The 19,009-nt window shown below is 56.5% G+C and carries 13 protein-coding genes; 2 read left to right on the top strand and 11 right to left on the bottom strand.

The window, feature by feature from the left end; genetic code table 11:
• Positions 1 to 7: 7 nt before the first annotated feature.
• The 7 genes from FHP24_RS21720 to FHP24_RS21690 all read right to left on the bottom strand — a co-directional run bounded on the left by FHP24_RS21720 (position 8) and on the right by FHP24_RS21690 (position 10,583).
• Positions 8 to 817 (bottom strand): carbohydrate ABC transporter permease, encoded by an 810-nt coding sequence (locus FHP24_RS21720; protein ID WP_139678317.1) that lies wholly within the window; start codon positions 815 to 817, stop codon positions 8 to 10.
• Complete coding sequence (locus FHP24_RS21715) at positions 807 to 1,676, bottom strand: carbohydrate ABC transporter permease (RefSeq protein ID WP_139678316.1); 870 nt, start codon at positions 1,674 to 1,676, stop codon at positions 807 to 809. The genes FHP24_RS21720 and FHP24_RS21715 overlap by 11 nt, the downstream gene beginning before the upstream one ends.
• A 61-nt stretch (positions 1,677 to 1,737) precedes the next feature.
• Positions 1,738 to 2,997: an ABC transporter substrate-binding protein gene (locus tag FHP24_RS21710; protein ID WP_139678315.1), complete on the bottom strand. Its 1,260-nt coding sequence runs from the start codon at positions 2,995 to 2,997 to the stop codon at positions 1,738 to 1,740.
• A 166-nt stretch (positions 2,998 to 3,163) separates the two neighbouring features.
• Positions 3,164 to 6,352: an ATP-binding protein gene (locus FHP24_RS21705; RefSeq protein WP_139678314.1), complete on the bottom strand. Its 3,189-nt coding sequence runs from the start codon at positions 6,350 to 6,352 to the stop codon at positions 3,164 to 3,166.
• Between the two features lie 136 nt (positions 6,353 to 6,488).
• On the bottom strand, positions 6,489 to 8,294 hold the full coding sequence (locus FHP24_RS21700; protein ID WP_139678313.1) for a hypothetical protein: 1,806 nt from the start codon (positions 8,292 to 8,294) through the stop codon (positions 6,489 to 6,491).
• Between the two features lie 251 nt (positions 8,295 to 8,545).
• Positions 8,546 to 9,148 carry a nuclear transport factor 2 family protein gene (locus tag FHP24_RS21695; RefSeq protein ID WP_139678312.1) on the bottom strand — a complete coding sequence of 201 codons (603 nt, stop codon included), beginning with the start codon at positions 9,146 to 9,148 and terminating at the stop codon, positions 8,546 to 8,548.
• Positions 9,149 to 9,161: 13 nt separating this feature from the next.
• The gene (locus FHP24_RS21690) at positions 9,162 to 10,583 is read right to left on the bottom strand and encodes a hypothetical protein (RefSeq protein WP_139678311.1); all 1,422 of its coding nucleotides are present in this window, start codon (positions 10,581 to 10,583) and stop codon (positions 9,162 to 9,164) included.
• A gap of 448 nt (positions 10,584 to 11,031) precedes the next feature.
• Here FHP24_RS21690 and FHP24_RS21685 point away from each other — a divergent pair, with 448 nt between their 5' ends.
• Positions 11,032 to 13,764, top strand: coding sequence for an ABC transporter transmembrane domain-containing protein (locus FHP24_RS21685; RefSeq protein ID WP_139678362.1), 2,733 nt, complete (start codon positions 11,032 to 11,034; stop codon positions 13,762 to 13,764).
• Between the two features lie 44 nt (positions 13,765 to 13,808).
• Positions 13,809 to 14,264: a cyclic nucleotide-binding domain-containing protein gene (locus FHP24_RS21680; protein WP_139678310.1), complete on the top strand. Its 456-nt coding sequence runs from the start codon at positions 13,809 to 13,811 to the stop codon at positions 14,262 to 14,264.
• Between the two features lie 130 nt (positions 14,265 to 14,394).
• Here FHP24_RS21680 and FHP24_RS21675 read toward each other — a convergent pair whose 3' ends face one another.
• The 4 genes from FHP24_RS21675 to FHP24_RS21660 form a co-directional block, all read right to left on the bottom strand.
• Complete coding sequence (locus FHP24_RS21675; protein ID WP_139678309.1) at positions 14,395 to 15,594, bottom strand: OFA family MFS transporter; 1,200 nt, start codon at positions 15,592 to 15,594, stop codon at positions 14,395 to 14,397.
• Between the two features lie 101 nt (positions 15,595 to 15,695).
• Complete coding sequence (locus FHP24_RS21670; protein ID WP_139678308.1) at positions 15,696 to 16,433, bottom strand: LytR/AlgR family response regulator transcription factor; 738 nt, start codon at positions 16,431 to 16,433, stop codon at positions 15,696 to 15,698.
• Positions 16,430 to 18,082 (bottom strand): LytS/YhcK type 5TM receptor domain-containing protein, encoded by a 1,653-nt coding sequence (locus FHP24_RS21665; protein ID WP_139678307.1) that lies wholly within the window; start codon positions 18,080 to 18,082, stop codon positions 16,430 to 16,432. Before FHP24_RS21665 ends, FHP24_RS21670 begins: the two co-directional genes overlap by 4 nt.
• A 203-nt stretch (positions 18,083 to 18,285) precedes the next feature.
• Positions 18,286 to 18,915, bottom strand: a complete 630-nt coding sequence (locus tag FHP24_RS21660) for a GntR family transcriptional regulator (protein ID WP_139678361.1) — start codon at positions 18,913 to 18,915, stop codon at positions 18,286 to 18,288.
• Positions 18,916 to 19,009 lie beyond the last annotated feature (94 nt).

The raw sequence follows: 19,009 nt of genomic DNA, 5'->3' as shown, positions 1-19,009 counted from the left end.
CCTTGATTTATTTGACGGCGCCCATGGTGATGCCGCGCACGAGGTGGCGCTCGACCAGGAGGAAGCCGCAAAGAACCGGTAGAATGGTGATCGTCGATGCGGCCATGACGAGCGGCCAGTCGACCAGCCCCTCACCCGGATTGATGCGGTAAAGACGCGCCAATCCAATCTGCAGCGTGTAGAGATCCTGATCGCCGACCGCGACGAGCGGCCAGATGTAGCTGTTCCATTCCGTCATGAAGATATAAAGCGCCATGGATGCGATCGCAGGGCGCGACAACGGCACAATGATGCGCCAGAGTACCTGCAGCGGCTTTGCCCCATCCATATAGGCCGCCTCATCCAGCGCTTTGGGGATGCCGCGGATATACTGACGCAGGAAGAAGGCGGCAAAGCCATTGGAGATCGCTGGCAGGATGAGACCGGCATATGTATCCAGAAGTCCCACTTTTGCCAGCGAAAGATAGTTCGGGATCAGGCTGATATGGCTCGGGATCATCAGCGTTGCCACCGTTGCGCCGAACAGAAGATTACCTCCCCGGAACGAATAACGGGCGAAAGCGAAAGCCGCCATCGTGGCGAATGTGATACCGAATAAAGTCACCAGCCCCGAAACGATCAGGCTGTTCAGGAGATAACGGGCGAAATTATACTGCCCGACGGCACGCCCGTAATTGTCCAGCGTGAATCCAAGTTCACCCGCGTAATAGGCATCTGCCGTCTGGAACGAAATCCAGACCGAATAGAGGACAGGCGAGAGAAACAGGAGGCCGGCAATCAGGGCAAGGCCTGCGAGAAAGGGATTCTCAGGCTTCATAATGCACCTTTCTGCCGATGATGCGGGATTTGAGTATCGCCAGTGCGACAAGCAGGACGAACAGCATGACCGCGAGCGCGGAACCACGTCCGATATCGAACAGCACGAACCCGATCTCGTAGAGCAGGTTGACCAGCATATCGGTTGCGCCGGCGGGGCCGCCTCGGGTCATGACGTTTACGATCGTGAACACTTGAAACGCTTCGATGACCGAAATGACCAGAAGGAAATAGGTCGTTGGCATGACCAGCGGCATCGTGATCCGGCGAAAGACGTGGAAACGGCGACCGCCATCGACGGAAGCTGCATCATAGAGTTCCCGCGGGATGGCCTGAAGCCCGGCTATATAGATGACAATGTCATAACCCATCTGCTTCCAGGTATTGACGAAGATCAGCACCCAGAGTGCGAGATAGGGATCCTGCAGCCATTGCACCTTGCCGAGGCCAAGCGTGCCGAGGATCGCATTGACCATGCCGTAATCCGTCGAGAACACCCAGGAAAAGACAACGGCGATCGAGACCGTCGACGTTACCGACGGCAGAAACAATGCGCCGCGCAGAAGCCGGGAATGCACAGACTCGCGAACCAGATAGCTGGCGATAAGAAGAGCCAAAGCAAGACGCAGCGGCACGGACAGGACGGCGAAGAGCGTCGTGACCCAGAGCGAATTCCACAATTCGCGAGAGGACAGCAATTGCTCGTAATTGCGAAGTCCAACGAACGGCATGTCGGGAGAGAGAAAATTCCACTCCCGGACACTCAGATTAAGGCTCGCGAGGATCGGAATATAGGTGAACAACGCGATGGAAATCATCAACGGTGCCACGAAGAGGTAAGGCGTAAGTTTGCGAAGCATGATTGGAACCGCACCGGCAGAGCGAGAAAATCTCGTCTCCGCCGGTGCCCTTTAGAGAGGATCAGTTGCCGACGCGCTTTTCTTCGGCGCGCGTCTGCTCGGCGAAGTCCTTCATCGTTTCGTCGACCTTCCGCTGGCCGAGCGCCATCGCCTGCCACATCTTGTACTCGGTGGTCCGCATCCAGGTGACGACGGTCGAGCGTGCACGCCCATGGGCGTTCGGCAGAGACTCGATCGCAACCTCGATACCCGGCTGCGTTGCAAGCGCTTCCTTGGCGACAGGAAGTGCTACGCTTTTCTTGTTGATCGGCAGATAACCAGTGGCAGCAAACCAGATCGCATTGGCCTCGGGCGATGCAGCGTAGCTGACGAACTTGTAGGCTGCGTCCTGAACATCCTTCGGCGACGTCGCCATGATGCCGATACCCGCGCCGCCGATCGGAACCGAGCAGGCCTTATTGCAGGGCATTGGGCGGACGACGAGATTGTCACCGATCGCCTTTTTGGATTCTCCGTAATTGCCGGTCGAATTGAACATGATGCCGACCTTCTTGGCGAGGAAGGCGTCGCGACCATTGTCTTCTTCCGTCACGCCATCCGGCGAGGCGACCTTGTTTTCATGAACCAGCGATGCCATCCACTGATAGGCTTCGATCGTATTCGGCTTGTCGAGAAGGATCTCACCTGATTTGGGATCGACCAATTCGCTGTCGTTTGCCATGACAAGACCCCAGCGAGCGAATTGTCCGGGAGCAGCGATGCCGGAAATACCTTCCGAACCGAGTTTCTCGCTTATCGTCTTGGCCGCCGCCGTGATTTCATCGAATGTCTTCAGTGGCGTATCCGCCGAAAGGCCGGCGCGCTGGAAGATATCCTTGTTGAAATAGAGAACCGGTGTCGAGGAATTGAACGGAACGATATAGTTCTTGCCGCCGATCACACCGACTTCCTGCGCATAGTCGTAGAGATCTGCCTTTAGCGGATCGGCATCGAAATAAGGCGTCAGGTTCGTCAGGATATTGTTGTTGGCGAACAGGCCGTAGCGAGTAACTTCCAGAATAACGGCATCCGGCGCGCGACGGGCCGGAATCGCGGCCTGCAACTTTGCAATGATATCGTTGTAATTGCCGATGAACTCGGCCTCGACATCGATACCCGGATTGGCGGCCTCGAAGTTGGCGATGATCTTATCCAGTGCCTGACCGCTCGACTTGTTGAAACTATGCCAGAATTTTACCGTCGTTGCAGCCTCGGCGGCCCCAACGCTGGCGACGAGGGCGATCATACTGGCTACAACTGTGCTCTGAAATTTTCGTGACATCTGCATCTCCAATGCAAGTGAAATTGCAATGAGATTGAGCTAGCAATCGCAAGCGACAGTTTCTTGAAGCGCGTGTGAATGTTTGATGACGAACGCAAACCGGCGCTGAAGGCACCAGTGCCTCCTCGCGAGCCAGCTGGTTCGGTCGAATGACATCAACTTCTTCCTAGCTGGCAGCGTGATGTCCTGATGCTGCAGCCTGATTGCCGTCCAACGCCAAAAGCGCCCGCTTCGTTCGGATCAACCACGTTTTTGCTCCCTGCCGGCGCGCGATTGCTGCCGATCTACGCAGGTCCGCCTTCGCTTCGGGTATTCCCGCGACTGCGCGTGCTTGCAGCTCTCCGCTCAGTCGTAGCAGTTCGGCGATGAAATAGCGTTCGCCGGTTCTCTCGGCCAGAGAGAGTGCTTGCTCGATCGTTCGCATCGCCTCGTCTTCTAATCCCAGGCTGAGATAGCTTTCAGCGAGAATGCCAAGAAAACATGTCTTGTCTATTTCTTGTTCGCCCATGGTGTCGCAGATGCGTCGCATTTGCTGAAGCCCTGCTGCGCTGCGATTGGTCATGACCAACATCCAGCCTTCAAAGAACTCCGCCATATTCTGCCAGAGTTGAAAGCCGTTACGGCTTGCCAGAGGAATCAGTTCTTCGACCATCGGCGCCACCAGTTCAAGATCGTGCCGCAGGGCCATAAGTATGCAGCCATCACCAAGGCAGGCTGCGAGTCGGTAGTCCGCCTGCCGGCGTGCCTCTGCCTCAGCCTCCAGGAAGAGCCTCATCGCGTCGTCCTCGTAGCCGAGTAGCTGAAGCGTCCAGGAAAGGTAGATCATCGACATGCTGGGATAATCGCTTCCAACGACATCGGCAGCCGATCGGTATCCCAGCGCCTGATCGAGATAGGCCTTAGCCTGCCGGAGCCGGCCGCGCGCGAAAGCGCACATGCCCAGAAACTGCGTGCCGAGAACGAGAGCTTTGATATTGTCCTGTTTCCGGCCAATCGCCAGAAGCTGATTGCTGGCCCATTCGGCATCGTTGAAACGGGCAGAGTTGAACGCCGTGCCGAAAAGTCCATCAAGCGCGCGGATGGCGGCTTCGGCATCGCCGAGGGTTTCGCTTAGCCTCATGACATTGCGATAAGCGGCGCTTCCCTCGCGGGTAACGTAACCGCGGGCTGCGTACAAGACGTCACCACGCTCAAGTTCCAGCCGCAATTCCTTGCCATCACGGTGAGATGACGGAGGCAGCCTGCGCAGACAGTCCAGCCCCTTGGTGAACATGTTCGCCGCCTCGACTTTCGCCCATGTCTGCCCGACCTTGATACCAGCCGCCAACCATTGATCGGCGGCACGCTCGTAATTCCCGGCCTCCGCAGTGTGCTGCGCCAATATTTCCGGATGCTCGATTGCCACGTCCGATTGCGCTTGTTCGATAAACGCTGCGACCTTCGCATGGAGTTGCCGGCGCATCTCCCGAAGCAACGTTCCTCGCGCGGCCTCCTGAATAAGGACATGCGCGAAAGCATATCTCGGTCGATCCCCCAGCGACTGATGTGCGATCAGGCCAACCTCTGTCAGCCGTTCCAGTTGCGGTGCCAACAAATCGGCCGGTACATTTGCGACATCAGCCAGCATCGCAATGTCGAACTCGCGGCCGATCACAGCAGCGATCTGGGCAATTCTTTTGCCTTCGCCTAGCCTGTCCAGTCGTGCAAGCAATGCGGATTGCAGATTGTTCGGAACGACCAGTCCGATTTCATGTCCATCTTTCGCTCCATCGCCGGCGACCACAGAATCCAGTGCTGAACGCGCCAGTTCTTCAACATAGAGTGGCACACCTTCCGCCTTGCCTAGAACGGAATGATAGACGCCTGGAACCAGTTTCACGCCGGATGCGAAGCTATCGAGGAGTGAGCTAGCCTGCTTGCTGGTGAGCCGTTTGACAGGCATGGTTTCAAGGCTGGCTTGCGATTGTCCAAGTCTCATCCTTTTGTCGCGGGTCGTTATCAGCACAAGAGCCGGAAAATCCGGATTTTCCTCATAAAGCGCTTCGAGAAGATTGATGGACGAGGGGTCCATCCATTGGGCATCTTCGATCGCCAGCAGGAGAGGTTCCTGATGAGCGAGCCGATGCAGCCAATCAAGGAAAGTCTTGCGGACGATGGTTTGTTGCTCGATCACTGTAAGAGGGCTGGGCAGATAGCCCGACGTATCCATCCCGAGAAGCCTTGTCATTATCGGCATGGAATCTGCCAGGGGTATGCTGTTCGCAGCCAGCAACGTCTTCAGCTTCTCTCTTGCGGCGACAGGCGGTGCGCCTGAGAAAGAGCACTCCTGACGCAGCAGCTGAAGGAAGGGAAAAAGGGCGCTGTCGGAATGGGCGGCGTGACATTGCGCCGTCAAAGTTCGTGCTGCCGGTAGCCTCCTTGCCACTTCAAAAATGAGCCTCGACTTTCCGATACCCGGCTCTCCTGTCAGAACAAGCCATGAGGCGGAGCGACCGGCAGAAACTTGCTGCCATAGCTCCAGAACTTTTTCGATCTCCTTTTTGCGAGCGACAAACCGCGTAAGCTTGGCTCCGCCAAATCGGGTGCCGCCGTCCAGAGGCTTGCCGGCACGCCAGGCATGGGTCGGTTCGGAAAAGCCCCTCAAGTCGATGACGCCGAGATCTTGAAATCCGAACGAGCGTCGAACAGAGGCGTAAGTGTTTTGGTCGACGACAATTGTATGCGGATCGGCGAGTGCCTGCAGTCGCTGCGCAAGGTTTGGTACCGGCCCAAAGGCGACGGTAGACACTCCTTTCGGCGCTCCCCTAACATCGCCGACAACGACAAGACCACTGGCGATGCCTATCCGGACCTCCGGCCGGACGCCATCGGGGGTCTCGATCCGGGGAACCGCCTCTACGAGCTCCAGCGCCAGGGCAAGCGCACGCTCTGCATCATCCTCTTCGGCCAGTGGATAGCCGAACAGAACCTGGAGCGCGTCGCCAACGTAGTTTGCGACAAACCCTCCGTGAGATCTCGCAATCGTGCCGCATCGAGCAAGGTAGTTTTGAGTGAGCTCGCTGAAGTCCTCCGGGTCTAGCTGGGCAGCATAGCGGGTGGAATCCACCATATCGCAGAACAATATCGTCAGTTGGCGGCGCTCGCGTTGTCCATCTTTAAGCGCGGCTGCCGGCGGGTGGCTCATCGCCGTAAGCGCAGCAATTAACTTTCGCCTCGGTCCGACCGGGATCTGCATCTCCCGAAGGTCCTGATCTGTGACGAGTTTCAGTCCCTCGAAATCGATCTCGGCGCGAGCAAAGGTCTGCGCGAGATGCGCAAGTCCTATGTCGATCAGCCATTTGTCGATGTTACTCATCGCAGCTCCCTCACAGGGCGACGAAGATCGGGCGCTTCGGCATGCGCACCAATTTCAGCAGGCTACATGAAGGATAAGAAATATTCAGAATTTTGTCGATGCCAAGCGTCAGGTCCGTCGCCTGCCGAATGCAAGCTCAGCCGCATCGGACATCGACATAGGTGAGGTAGTCCTTGGGCCCATAGGCCAGCACCTGCTGGTCGAAACAATATCGTTTTGGCGCGATCCGAACGAGATAGCGCCGATTGCACCTTCCGGGCAGATCGAGCTGAAAGTGTCGCGGATCTGCAGACGGCACAGGATCGGTAAACTTCGCATGTCCGAGATAGGACAGGTTGCGAACGAGTATCGACGTCCCCGAAGTTCCGATTTCGCCGACAAGATCGACGAAGCCATTGCCGGTAACCTCCTCAATCGAGGGGTAGCTTTCGTACAAAGCCGTGCCACCAGCGGCCGGTATCTCCACGGATTTTACGGCAACGTCGAAACGGACGTCGTCCCGTTGCGGTATCGAGCCGTAACCATTGAGATATTTCCAGGTCAGCCGGAGCAGGCGATAGCCATTCACCTCCGCAACCGTGAGGGGCAACACCCGGGCGGTGAGGCCGGAAGGCTCGGACGTATCGCCGTCTGCCGCACCGGGCTTTGGGCAAGAGGTGTACAAAGGTCGGTAGTCACATTCCGCTCCGCCGGCGTTCCAAAGGCAATTGCTGAGGATCTCCCAGTCTGAAGAGCTGATTTCCGAAGCAAAGCCCGCAAGGTCGTTCCCCTCGATCGGCACCATCCAGGGATGGATTCGCCCCTCGCCCGACCGGCTTGCCCATTGGGTGCGATGCGTGTCGATTTCGCGCAATTTGCGCTGTTCTGCCAGCAGTTGCAGATATTGCGATCTGTCCGGCTGTTGGATGCTGGGCGCCAGCCCCACCGCATCGGCGGCAAAGCGCTGACCAGTCACCTGTGTCGTCAGCGTGTGGCAGCCGGTACAATTGCCTGTCGGGTCCCGGATGGTCATGGCGCGGCTAAGCGCGACGCGGTGGGTGGCGGTATAGCCCGATCCAATCACTCGAAACGGCGTCGAGCGATTTCGCGGCAATGAAGGAAGCAGGGTGCCGAGGCTGAAGGCAGCCTTCGTCAAATCGTGCGTGCCGGCGAATCCGACACGCGCCTGCTGGATACTAGGCGTAATGACGTAAGGCCCTTTGTTATCGTGGCAGGCAGAGCATTCTATCTGAAACGTTGGATCATAAAGCGCCTCGGCGGCCGTGCGGCCCTCATGATCCGCATAGGAGCGGCCCCCGGGTGGAGCAAAACGGGTCGACCAGTCGAACTCACCGCGATCCTTCCTGCCGTCGAAAAAAGCGATCTCGCCCGTAAGGCGGTTGTAGCCGATCACTCCGAACAGCGCGAATTTGGGATTGGAACGCTGCCAGTAGGGAGTAGGCTGCACTTCTCCACCAGGCCCCGATTTACGGCAGAAGAACAGCCACTCAACGGGGCCGCTTTCACGCCGCGTCAGCCGCGAGTTGATACCGCAATAGGAGGCGCTTCCGGCAAGCGAGGGTTTGTCGCATTGGAAAATATCGGCGGTCCATTTTACGAAATTTCCCGCGGGATCACGGTGCTCGAATTCGAGCGGATGCCCATCCTTGCCCAGGTTTGGCTTCAGATCGACGATATTTCCATCGATCTGTACCGGTACGATTGTGGCTGCGTCATCAGAACAATCGCCCTCCGGGATTTCGCCGAATACGGCGCGCATCTCGTCGCCGAAACGAGTAACCGTATCGGTACTTGCCGACGCGGGCGCCCAGAGATAGGTGCCGTTCCACTGTTTGACCGTTTCCGCTAACAGCAGTTCTTCGGCCCCGGCAGGTCGGTAGCCGACCGGCCTGATGTTTCCTGCTCTGGCACTGTTTGACTGCAGCGTCAGACGTCTGCACATCCGAAAGGCTTCCAGATCGCTCAAATATCGCTTGTGGTCTTGCGTGGGCGCAACGCAACCGATCGTTCGGTCACAGAACGCATCCCGTTTACAGGCGCGGCTGTCCAGCCTTTTATTCGATTTCTGAGAATCTGGATCGCTGATCGCATGTTCGATGCGCCCGTTCGAAGCCAGAGAGCCGAACATCACCACGAATACGGCCACCATCATGGTGATCTGGCCGGAAGACCGCATCACCATTCTCCCGGCCTTTATCGGGCTCGCAATGTAAGCTGGGGGCCATCGACGATCAGCGTCATTTTGGAAAAGCGCCAGACATTCGCCAACTTCTCGAACTCGGTCCGGAGTACACCGGTGTAATCAAGCACCGGTGTCTCGATATCGGAATGCTGAAGCGTCACCACGACCGTTGTCTTGCCCTGCACGGTATTGGCGTCGACCGCGTGAAGAAGAGTATTGCTCTCAATGTGGCGTGGCTGGCTCTTGTAAACGTCAAACTCGTCGAAGTAATCGTTCAGATAGCCCTGCAGCTGTCCCTCCCCGTTCTTCTGAGTAAGCTGTTCGCCGGCCGCATTACACAACTCGTAGAAAACGGAACTCGAAAAAAGATCAACCAGCATCGCGGAATCATGCTTGTCCAATGCCCAGTTGTAGAGATGGATCAACTTGATGATCGCGCGCTCATCTGCAGCAGGCGGATCATTGGCAGTTTCCACCCATCCTTGGCTCGGCTTGTTGACACAATCAACGGCCTGCGCCTGATCGGCGGCGAATATGAGGCCACCCGCCGTTGCGATTGCAAAAGCAGCCCTCATAGCGTCGGCAGCAAAAAGCTTCTGATATAGCACCGGCATCAACGCCTCCCTTTTATTTGGAGCGACATTCGTCCATACAATGGCTGCACTGAACTCGGATTCTTTTCAGATGCAGCTGCCCATCAATGTGTTCCAACCGATGAGTGGCGCGGCTGGGTGATCGATCTTCCTCGCCATCATCACCCGGAATATCCCCGTCTTCAGGCTGGCCGAATTCGACCAATCCTTCCATGAACAAACGCTCCACGAATGTCCGTGCAGCCTCTTGAGCCGTCAGGGGAGAAAATGCGCCGCCCTCAGGCACGCCACTCCGGGCCCGGCTCTCCGAGGGATCTGCGGGTGCCTCGACGACGATCGGCTGATCAATGCTATAATGGGATATCAAAATCGAAATGAGCCGCGGCGAGGAGCGACGCTCTTCGCTCCTGATGGCCACATCTATCTGCCCCTCGACCAACGGCACCAATGGCGGCTCGATCGGGGAATTCGGCGCGAGTATCAGCCGTCTGACAAACACGCCGCGAAAGATGGCCGTATAGGCGGGATTTCTGCTTCCGGCCGCCAGCACCATCTCCGTCGCAAGCGCGGCATAATACTGCGGAACGAAAGGAGCAGATCTGACAGATTCAATGATGATGTCTCTCAAATCCAAGGTCGCATCCCGCAAAAGATTTGGAGTGGGCGCAGGATGCAAAGCCAGCATTCCGGACAGTATCTCCAGCATAGCCCCAGTAAAAATCCGCGAAAAGGAATGCGGTTTGGCCGTCAATATCGAGGAGGGGCCGTTGGAAGGAAGAGTGGACGGTGGTGTGTAGCAGAACGCATTATAAGCGTTGCGAAGGCAATCCGGTTCCGCATCATTTGGAAAGAGAGTGTAAAGCGCCGAGCCAAATTTTTCTGCGATGCGCGAAAGCCGCGAATTGCAGAAAATCTCACCGGCGCCGGCCGCTAGGATGGCAACCCGGATCGTCTCGACCTGAAGCGCACACAAAATGGCGCTCAAGTCTCCGAATGCTTCTTTGAACGCAGCAATCTCCGTATCGCATAAACTCCATAGTGGAGGCTGAACGGTATCAAGAACTGCATGCCCGAGTTCGTGACAGAGAATGTCGGCACTATCTGCCGTATATAGGAAAATTCCCGGTTTCAGCTGACCTCGGTAGAAGATAAGCGATTGACGATTATATTCCGCATTCCAGCAGCTGAGGACATTCGACAGCTTGACACTGATGCGGGAGCCGCAATGCCAGTCTGCCTTGGGCGCTAGAGCAACCGCCCAGAAGTCGGCGCCGCGTCTGAGAGCCTCGGCAGCATTCCAGTATCGGAAGTTGCGCGTCGTGGTATCCGGATCGACAGGGAGTTCGGGCAACGGAAATGAAAAACCGAACGGAATTTGCGTCACATCGGGTTTGGGCGCGCTAACGAGCAGGCCTGACGCGGGATCCTTTTCCCAAACCTGTATCTGCCCTGGCATGATCCCCTCCCAGATGACATGAAACCGGGCACAAGATGCATTGCGCTTACAACCGACAGCTTATCACAAATCAAAATACATTCAATCAAGCTGATAAATGTGGGCGTAAGCTGAGTTCGTATGTCCCGCGTCATGACTTCGGTTTCCAGAAGAGTGAAACGGCGTAAGAAACCCGATACCCATTTGAAGTATTTGCCGTGTGAAACCGTTCAATGATTCCGGTTCAAACTCCGGCGGATGGGCCGTAAGCCGCATTGGGCCGAAAGGCGCATGCAACAAACATGGCACCGATGATTACAGAGTAGTCTTGAAGCCGCTTTACGTTCGCACAGGCACAGCTCCCATTTGCGAGTCCATGTTATGTGTCCTATGCTCGGCATCCCATTCGGCAATTCGTCTCAGATCTACCTTTGTTGTGACCAACCTTAGTCTCGAACGGGTCGATGCGATGGAAAGGAGCCTGCTCCGCTACATCTGGAGCCACACCCGCAGGCAACAGCTGTGGATCCTGCTCGTCGTGGCGGCATCCATGGTCCCCTATTTCTTGGCTTTCGATTTACCGAAGCAGATCGTCAATGGACCGATCCAGGGCAATGGCTTTGAAGCGACCGATGCACGCCAGCCATTTTTCCGGATTGCCTACGAACTCCCGCTGATCGGGCATGTCGAGCTTGCCAATGGGATCGATCTCGACCGGCCGCAGACACTCATGGCGCTAAGCACTGTCTTTCTGGTCCTGGTGTTGATAAACGGGCTTTTTAAGTTCTACATCAACACGTACAAGGGCCGGCTTGGCGAGCGGATGCTGCGCCGCATCCGCTTCGAACTCGTCGACCGGGTTCTCCGCTTTCCTCCCAAGCATTTCAAGCGACTCAAGTCCGCCGAGATCGCGACCATGGTCAAGGACGAGGTGGAGCCGCTCGGTGGCTTTACCGGTGACGCTTTCGTTCTACCCGCTCTCCTCGGCGGCCAGGCACTTACGACGCTTGGGTTCATTTTCGTTCAGAACGTCTGGCTCGGCACAATCACTGCCGGCATCGTGACGATACAACTTAGCATCATACCACGGATGCGCCGAAGGGTACTGGAACTGGGGCGCCTGCGCCAACTGACGGCCCGCGAGCTATCGGGGCGTGTCAGCGAGATTGTCGATGGCATCGGCGCAGTTCACAGCAACGATACGTCCAATCTCGAGCGTGCCGATATCGCCTGGCGGCTCGGCCGGATCTTCTCGATCCGCTACGACCTTTATCAATGGAAGTTTCTGGTAAAATTCATCAACAACCTGTTCTCCCAGGTCACGCCATTTATTTTCTATGCCTTTGGCGGCTATTTCGTCCTGCTGGGAAAACTCGATCTTGGGCAGCTCGTCGCCGTCATCGCTGCCTACAAGGATCTTCCCAGTCCGTTGAAGGATCTCATCGACTGGGATCAGGCGCGTCAGGACGTACAACTCAAGTATGGGTCGGTTTGCGATCAATTCAGCGTTGAACCACTCATCGCGCAGTCGGTCCACGAGCTTGCGAGCGGCCCGGTCGCGCTCCTGGAAACCTCCGTCGTCGTCCGTAACCTCACACTTGTCGATGATAGCGGCGCGAGACTATTGGACGATGTTTCGACCGAGATTAAGCCTGACGAGACCGTCGCGCTCGTCGGCGCTGCCGGCAGCGGTGCCGAAGCGTTCGCAGAAGCCCTTGGCCGTCTCATTTGGCCGGAATCCGGTAGCATGATGATTGGCGATCGAAATCTGCTCGAAATACCGGAATCCATTACGGGGCGCCGCATCTCCTACGCATCAGGTGAGCCGTTTTTGTTGCATGGTAGTCTGATGGACAATCTGCTCTATGGGCTCAAGCACGCACCCCAACCAAACGTGGCGGCGAGCGACGAAAACCCCGCTGAACTTCAGCGCTATGCGGCGGAGGCGCGCAAGGCAGGAAATGTCGTTTTTGTTCCGAGTGGGGATTGGGTGGACTATCAGTCGGTCGGAGCGAACGGGCCGGACGATCTTCTCCGTAAAATCCTGCCTATACTTGATGCCGTACAGATATCGGATGACATTTTCGGGCTGACGCTGCGCTCGACGCTAGATGCCGAGGTTTATCCGATCATCAGCGAACGGATCGCCGAACTGCGCCTTTCTCTGCGCAAGCGGCTTGTCGAGGAGCGGCTAGAAGATCTGCTCGTGCCGTTCGACTTTGATCGTTACAACATTCAGGCAAGCATCGGAGAGAACCTGCTCTTCGGCACCAGAAGCCAGCGGATCGTCGATGACAAGGATATGGTTGCTCATCCATATTTTCAGCTCCTTCTGGAAACCACAGGCCTTGATCGCGGCCTGTATGATATGGGCCTGGAAATCGCTGAAACAGCCGTGGAACTGTTTCGCGACCTCGCGCCGCAGCATTCATTTTTCCGCAGACTGACATTCATGACTGCAGAAGAAATCCCGGTCTATCAGGCAACGCTGTCGCGATGTCGTGGTCAGCATTTCGAGGAAGTTTCTTCCGAGGACCGCGCATCGATCACCGTGCTCAGTCTGTCGTATATCGAGCCTAGCCATCGCTTCGGTCTTCTAAGTGAGGCACTGATGGAGCGACTGGTGGCTGCGCGCAAGCTGTTTCATACCGATATTCCCGACGACATGGCGAGCTTGATAGATCGTCACGATCCAGAGCGCTTTACGGCATCCGCCACGTTACTCGACAATGTATTGTTCGGCCGGGTTGCGCATCAGGTGGCCGATGCAGCCGAACATATCCGGACGATCATGAAGGAGCTGTTTTCCGCGCTCGGCCTCTATGAGAACGCTCTGGCGATTGGTCTTCAGTTTGATGTCGGCGCGGGCGGAAAGCGGCTGGCATTGGCGCAGAGGCAAAAGCTCAATCTTGCTCGCGCATTGCTGAAACATTCGGACTTTACCATATTGAACAGGCCTCTGTCGGCGCTAGACCAGCGGATTGAAGAGGAGATCACGCGGTGTATTATCCAGCAGCGGAGCGATATGAAGCGGGCTTCCGCGGTCCTGTGGGTTATTTCCGATCCGCATATCGCTCGGATTTTCGATCGAGTCCTGCTCTTTCAGCGTGGTTCATTGATAGGCAGCGGTGACTACCTGGAATTATCGCAGTCAAATGCTGCTTTTCGGGAGTTGATGGAGTTGCAGTCGCGTCGTCTGTGAAAATCCACGTGACATGGGAAAAGGGGATTTCCGGAGAAACAAACTTGCTCAGCGATGAAGTCAAAACATTGAGGGAAGTGCCGATTTTCGCCAGCATCGAGCCAGCGAAGTTGAAGCTGCTTGCTTTCGCCTGCGATCGCGTGACCTATCGCCAAGGCCAGGATCTCTGCCGTCAAGGTGACCAGGGCGATGCAGCCTATGTGCTGCTGTCCGGCGCTGCGGATGTGATCGTATCGTCTGCTGCCGGCGACATCAGGGTCGCGGAAGTCGGACCCAATGCAATTGTTGGCGAAATGTCGGTTCTCTGCAATATTCCTCGCACCGCAACCGTGCGTGCCACGTCGAAACTGGAAGCCTTACGCATAAGCAAGGATCACTTCCTGGCGTTGACGAGCGAATTTCCCGAGGTCGCAGCCGAGATCATGCGCACGCTCGCGACACGGTTAAGCCGAACGACGGCCGAACTGGCCAATGCGCGTCTTTCGCCCCCCACGCACTGACCGAAACCCGGCTCGACGCGCTGTGGCGGTTTCGTGTTCCTCATCCGCCTCGTACGCAGGTTGGTCGAATTCGCATATGGAACGCCGCCCGCCTTGCGGCGGACGGCTGATGACTAATGGCGGTCGATGTTCAGTGAGCTGTTACAGTCGTTGTTCTGTGTGACAGGCTCGGCCACAGGCTGATCGAGCATAGAAGCGAGGCAAACAGCAACAGTAGTGACAGGTAGAAGGTCGGAAGGAAGCCTCCTAGCGCGAAAGAGACGATCGAGCCGATGACGCTGCCGATCCCGAAGCCAAGATAAATCAGGCCGTAGTTGCGGGCGAGGTTGGCCAGACCGAAAAAGTCACTGACCAGGCCGGGATAGACGGTGATCGTGCCGCCGAACGAGAAGGCAACGCAGGCGACCGCGAAGAAGAAAGAATACTCGTTCAGAGGTACAAAGAGGAGGAGAGCCATGCCGACCAGCGCGCAGGCGAGCGCTATGCTGATGATATGGATCCGGGCGATCTTGTCCGACAGGATGCCGAGCACAAGCCGGCCAAGCAGGTTGGCAGCAGCGATGATGGCAACGGTATCGGCTGCAACCGAGGCCGAAAGGCCGACATAACGCTCTCCGACATCCTTGGCGACGCCGATCAGGTAAAGTCCGCTCATGCAGACGGCGAGGAACATCAGGGCAAGCAGCCAGTATCTGGGCTGACGCACGGCCTCTGCCAGCGTGTAGTCCTTAGTGCCTGCGCTGACCGCGTGACCGCGGGCTTGCGGGGCTTCGCTGATGAGCAGAGCACCGCCGACAACCAGTGCCAGTGCAGCAATTGCCCAGATGCCGAAGGCGCTTTCCATTCCAAAGCGGCTGATCAGCTCGAGGTTGAGGTATTTGAAGCCGAGACTGCCAAGACCGTAGGCGCCGATCGAGAAGGCAGAAGCCAATCCCTTACGCTCAGGAAACCATTTGACGCAATTCGACAGGGTCAGCAGATAGCCGGTGCCGTCAGCTGCGCCGACAAGAATGCCGCCATAGATATAGAGCAGGGTAAGATTGCTTGCAGTCGAGGTCAGATAAAGGCCGAGCCCGAGCGCAAGACCGGCAGTGATCGCAACAGTGCGCAAGCCGAATTTCTCCTGCAGACGGCCCGACAGTGAAGAGCCGACGGCAAGTGCCAAGCTCAGAAGGCCGAAAGTGAGCGCAACCTGGGTGAGCGGCTCCGACAGTTTCGACGACAGGCCTTCGTTGAACAGGCTCCATGTGTAGACCGAGCCGAGGCCGAACTGGCACAAAATGGTGCCGACAAGGGTGTAATAACGTTTTGAAATGGGAAGAGCGGTCATCCGCGTTTCCTCCTTTATGAATACGGAGGAAATCTAGCCTTCTCATTATTCCTGCCGTTCGAAAAAGGCGTGAACTGCCCGATCCTTGGAATGAGTTGCCGTCAGAGCTGCATGAGTTGCTTGAACTCTTTCAGATGCGACCGGCTGACGGGAATTTCGACGTCATCGAAATTGTGCAGCTTGATGACGTAGGTGCCGTTAAACCAAGGCGAAATCTCGCGGATCTTAGCCGTGTTGATGCACCATGACCTATGGCAGCGGAAGAAGGTGTCGGCGGGCAGCTTTTCGGCGAAATCGCCGATGCTGGTCGGGATGACGAAGTGGCCCTTTACGGTGTGCACGTAGGTCAGTTTTTCGTCGGCGCGGGCGTAGTAGATGAGGTCTGCCGGCAGCACAAGGATACTGTCCTTGCGGGGAATATTGACGGTCCTCTTGGTCGCGGCAACCGGCTGATGCGTCGGCGCAGACGGAGCCGCCGAGTTTGAGTTGTTTTCCAGCCTCCTCAGCGTGTTGGCAACTCGCTGCTCATTAAACGGTTTAAGAATATAGTCGAAGACTTCCAGTTCGAAGGCTTCGGCGGCATGCTCTTTGTACGCGGTGACTATGACCACCTTCGGCGGGTTGGCCTGCTTGTGCAAATTGCGAGCCAGAGTCATGCCGTCGATCGAAGGAATATTGATATCGAGAAAGACGACATCAAGGTCGTTTTCCTGCAGATAGCGTAGCGCCGCCAAACCGTCTTCCTCGGTTGCGACCACCTTGATGGAACTGTGTTTTTCGATCAGCCATTTCAGTTCGTCACGTGCGAGATATTCGTCTTCAACGATCAGGGCTCTCATGCAGTTTCCCTGTTTTCGAGCGGCAGGTCGAAGCTCACCGACGTGCCGGGTTCGAGTCTCTGGATATTCAACCCGTGGCCATGGAGCAGTTTCAACCGTTCATTGACATTCATCAATCCGATCCGGTCACGCACGGCCTCCCCGTTTTCAACCGCCTTGATGACCTCGGGATCGATACCTTTACCTGTATCGCGGATGGTGACGCTGACACTATCGGCAAGGCGCTTGACCGCGATATGGACCTCGCCCGGACGTGGCTGGGATTGGATGCCGTGCAGGATGGCGTTCTCGACGAGCGGCTGGAGCGACAGGCTCGGAATATCGATATTTACGTTATCGACATCGAAGGTGACCGTCAGCTTGGGCCCGAAACGGGCCTGTTCGATCGCCACATAATCACGCACCTGCCGCAGCTCGTCCTGGATGTCGATCATGCCGTCGCTGAGCGAGAGATTCTGCCGCAGGTAATCGGCCAGCTTGGCAATGACTTGGCGAGCCTCGTCCGGACGAAGGCGGACAAGGGAGGAGATAGCGTTAAGCGCATTGAACAGAAAATGCGGATTGATCTTGCTTTGGAGGGCGCGGAATTCCGCCTTTGCCGCCATTTCGCGCAAAGCCTTCACGCGCGACAGTTCTATCTGCGTGGATATCAACTGTGACAGGCCGACGCCGAGTTCGCGCAGTGAATCGGTAATCATGTCCGGCTGGGTGAAGAAGATTTTGAGGGTACCGGTAACGAGGCCGTTTTCGCGCAGGGGCACGATCGCAACCGAGCGGAAATCAGCAGCCGGATAGCGATGCAGGTTATTGTCGACGGTGATCCGGTCGTTGCGGATGGCGTCGGCAGTCAGATCGCTTAAGTGCTTATGCTCCTCGTCGTAATACTCATGGCCGATGCCAACATAGGCCAGCACGTGGTCGCGATCTGTGATTGCCACCGCGTCGGCCTCCAGGCACTCGTGGATCACTTCGCAGACCTTGGCGAGCGTGTCATCCTGTACGTTCTGGAAAAAGGGCAACGTGCGGTTGGCAATGATGAGGGCAAGCCTTGCCTCATTGGCCGCGGTCAATTCCTTCTCGTCCTCGATATCCTGTATGCGCTTGATGATCATGCCGGTGCACATCGAGCCGATAATCATCGGCCAGGCAATTTCCGACACGATGGCAATGCCGACGCCGGCCGGGGCAAAAAGCAGGATGAGCAGCATGGTCAGGCATTCGCAGGCCATGCCGGCAAGACTTCCGATCAACCAAAGCCATCTGCGGCGACCGTGATAATGGATCGCCGTCGATAGAAGGCCGGCGCAGATGCTGCTGATCAGACAGGCGATCGCGGATGGACCATGGATGTCGATCAGAAAACGGTGCAGGCCGGAAATGATACCTGCGGGGATGCCGACCCAGGGGCCGAAGAGGATACCGCCGGACATGATTGCGATCGTGCGGACATTAACCAGCGCGCCTTCGACCGGAATGCCCATATAGGTGCCGCCGACGGCAAAGCCGGAAAACAGTGCGGAGAGAAAGGCAAGTTCAAGGCCGCTGAGCTTGCCTTTCCAGAGCACGTTCTTGAACAGGCGCGTGCGCCCGAGAAAGAACAGCACCATCAGCATCAAGGCTGCGCGTTCGAAAAGAGCGAGTAAAATCATAATAAACCGAAAAGCGGACAGCCTAGCCGAACGTCGGCTGTTCTGTAAGACATAAGGAAACGAAAGTGATGGGACTGTGCGACTTTTAGGATCGAATTGAAACCGGGTTTTCCTGGCGGGAAACGATTAGCTCTATCTGTTTAACACCATCCGCTCGATGCGAGATTATCACGAATCCCCTGGCTTAAAGCATGGTCAGTCGGTCACTTTTGCCGGATATGCTGTTCGACGAGCAACTTTAGCCTGGACTCGTCTTTTTCCTCGATAGAATCGACCATGCGGTGATGCTCCGCGGCCGAAACCTCTATTCTCAAACGCGTATGCCACTGCGAGACTGGCGCTGACGATGTACGTTGCCGTAGTTCGGCAATCACGCTGTGCATCTCCGCATTTCCGGCAAGATCGACATAGGCGCGGTGAAAGGCCAGATTTGCCTCATAAAGCTCAAGCACCGTGCCTGAAAGAAGTAAGCTTTGAAAGCGATTGGCCAGTTCTCTGAGCGCGGAGATATCCGTCGGCGTTGCGCGCTCGATCACTTTGGCGGCGATCCCCGTCTCCAGCATGATGCGGATTTCGGCGATGTCGTCCCACTGCTTTCCGTCGGTCAGATAGACATGGTATCCACGGTTCGGCACATGTTCGACAACCCGCTTGAGAGCGAGCCTATCCAACGCACGGCGAATCTCGTTGCGACCACGGCTGTAACGGGTCTCGAGGTCGATCTGCTTCAGCCATGTGCCTGGCGCATATATACCCGACTGAATATCCTGCAAGATCAATTGGGTAGCATCCAACTCTTCATCCACGTCGTTCGCCGCCGGAGAACCCGTCATCACCACCCCCGAAATCAGTGTCTTTGCACAATAAACAATCAAAAATAGATGTTGCGCAAATGTTATTCCGTCAATACGATTGGTACCAATTTTG

It is taken from the genome of Aliirhizobium smilacinae, assembly GCF_006335145.1.
GTDB lineage: Bacteria > Pseudomonadota > Alphaproteobacteria > Rhizobiales > Rhizobiaceae > Neorhizobium > Neorhizobium smilacinae.
The sequence above is the reverse complement of the archived record's forward strand: the minus strand, read 5'-3'. Positions and strand labels throughout refer to the sequence as shown.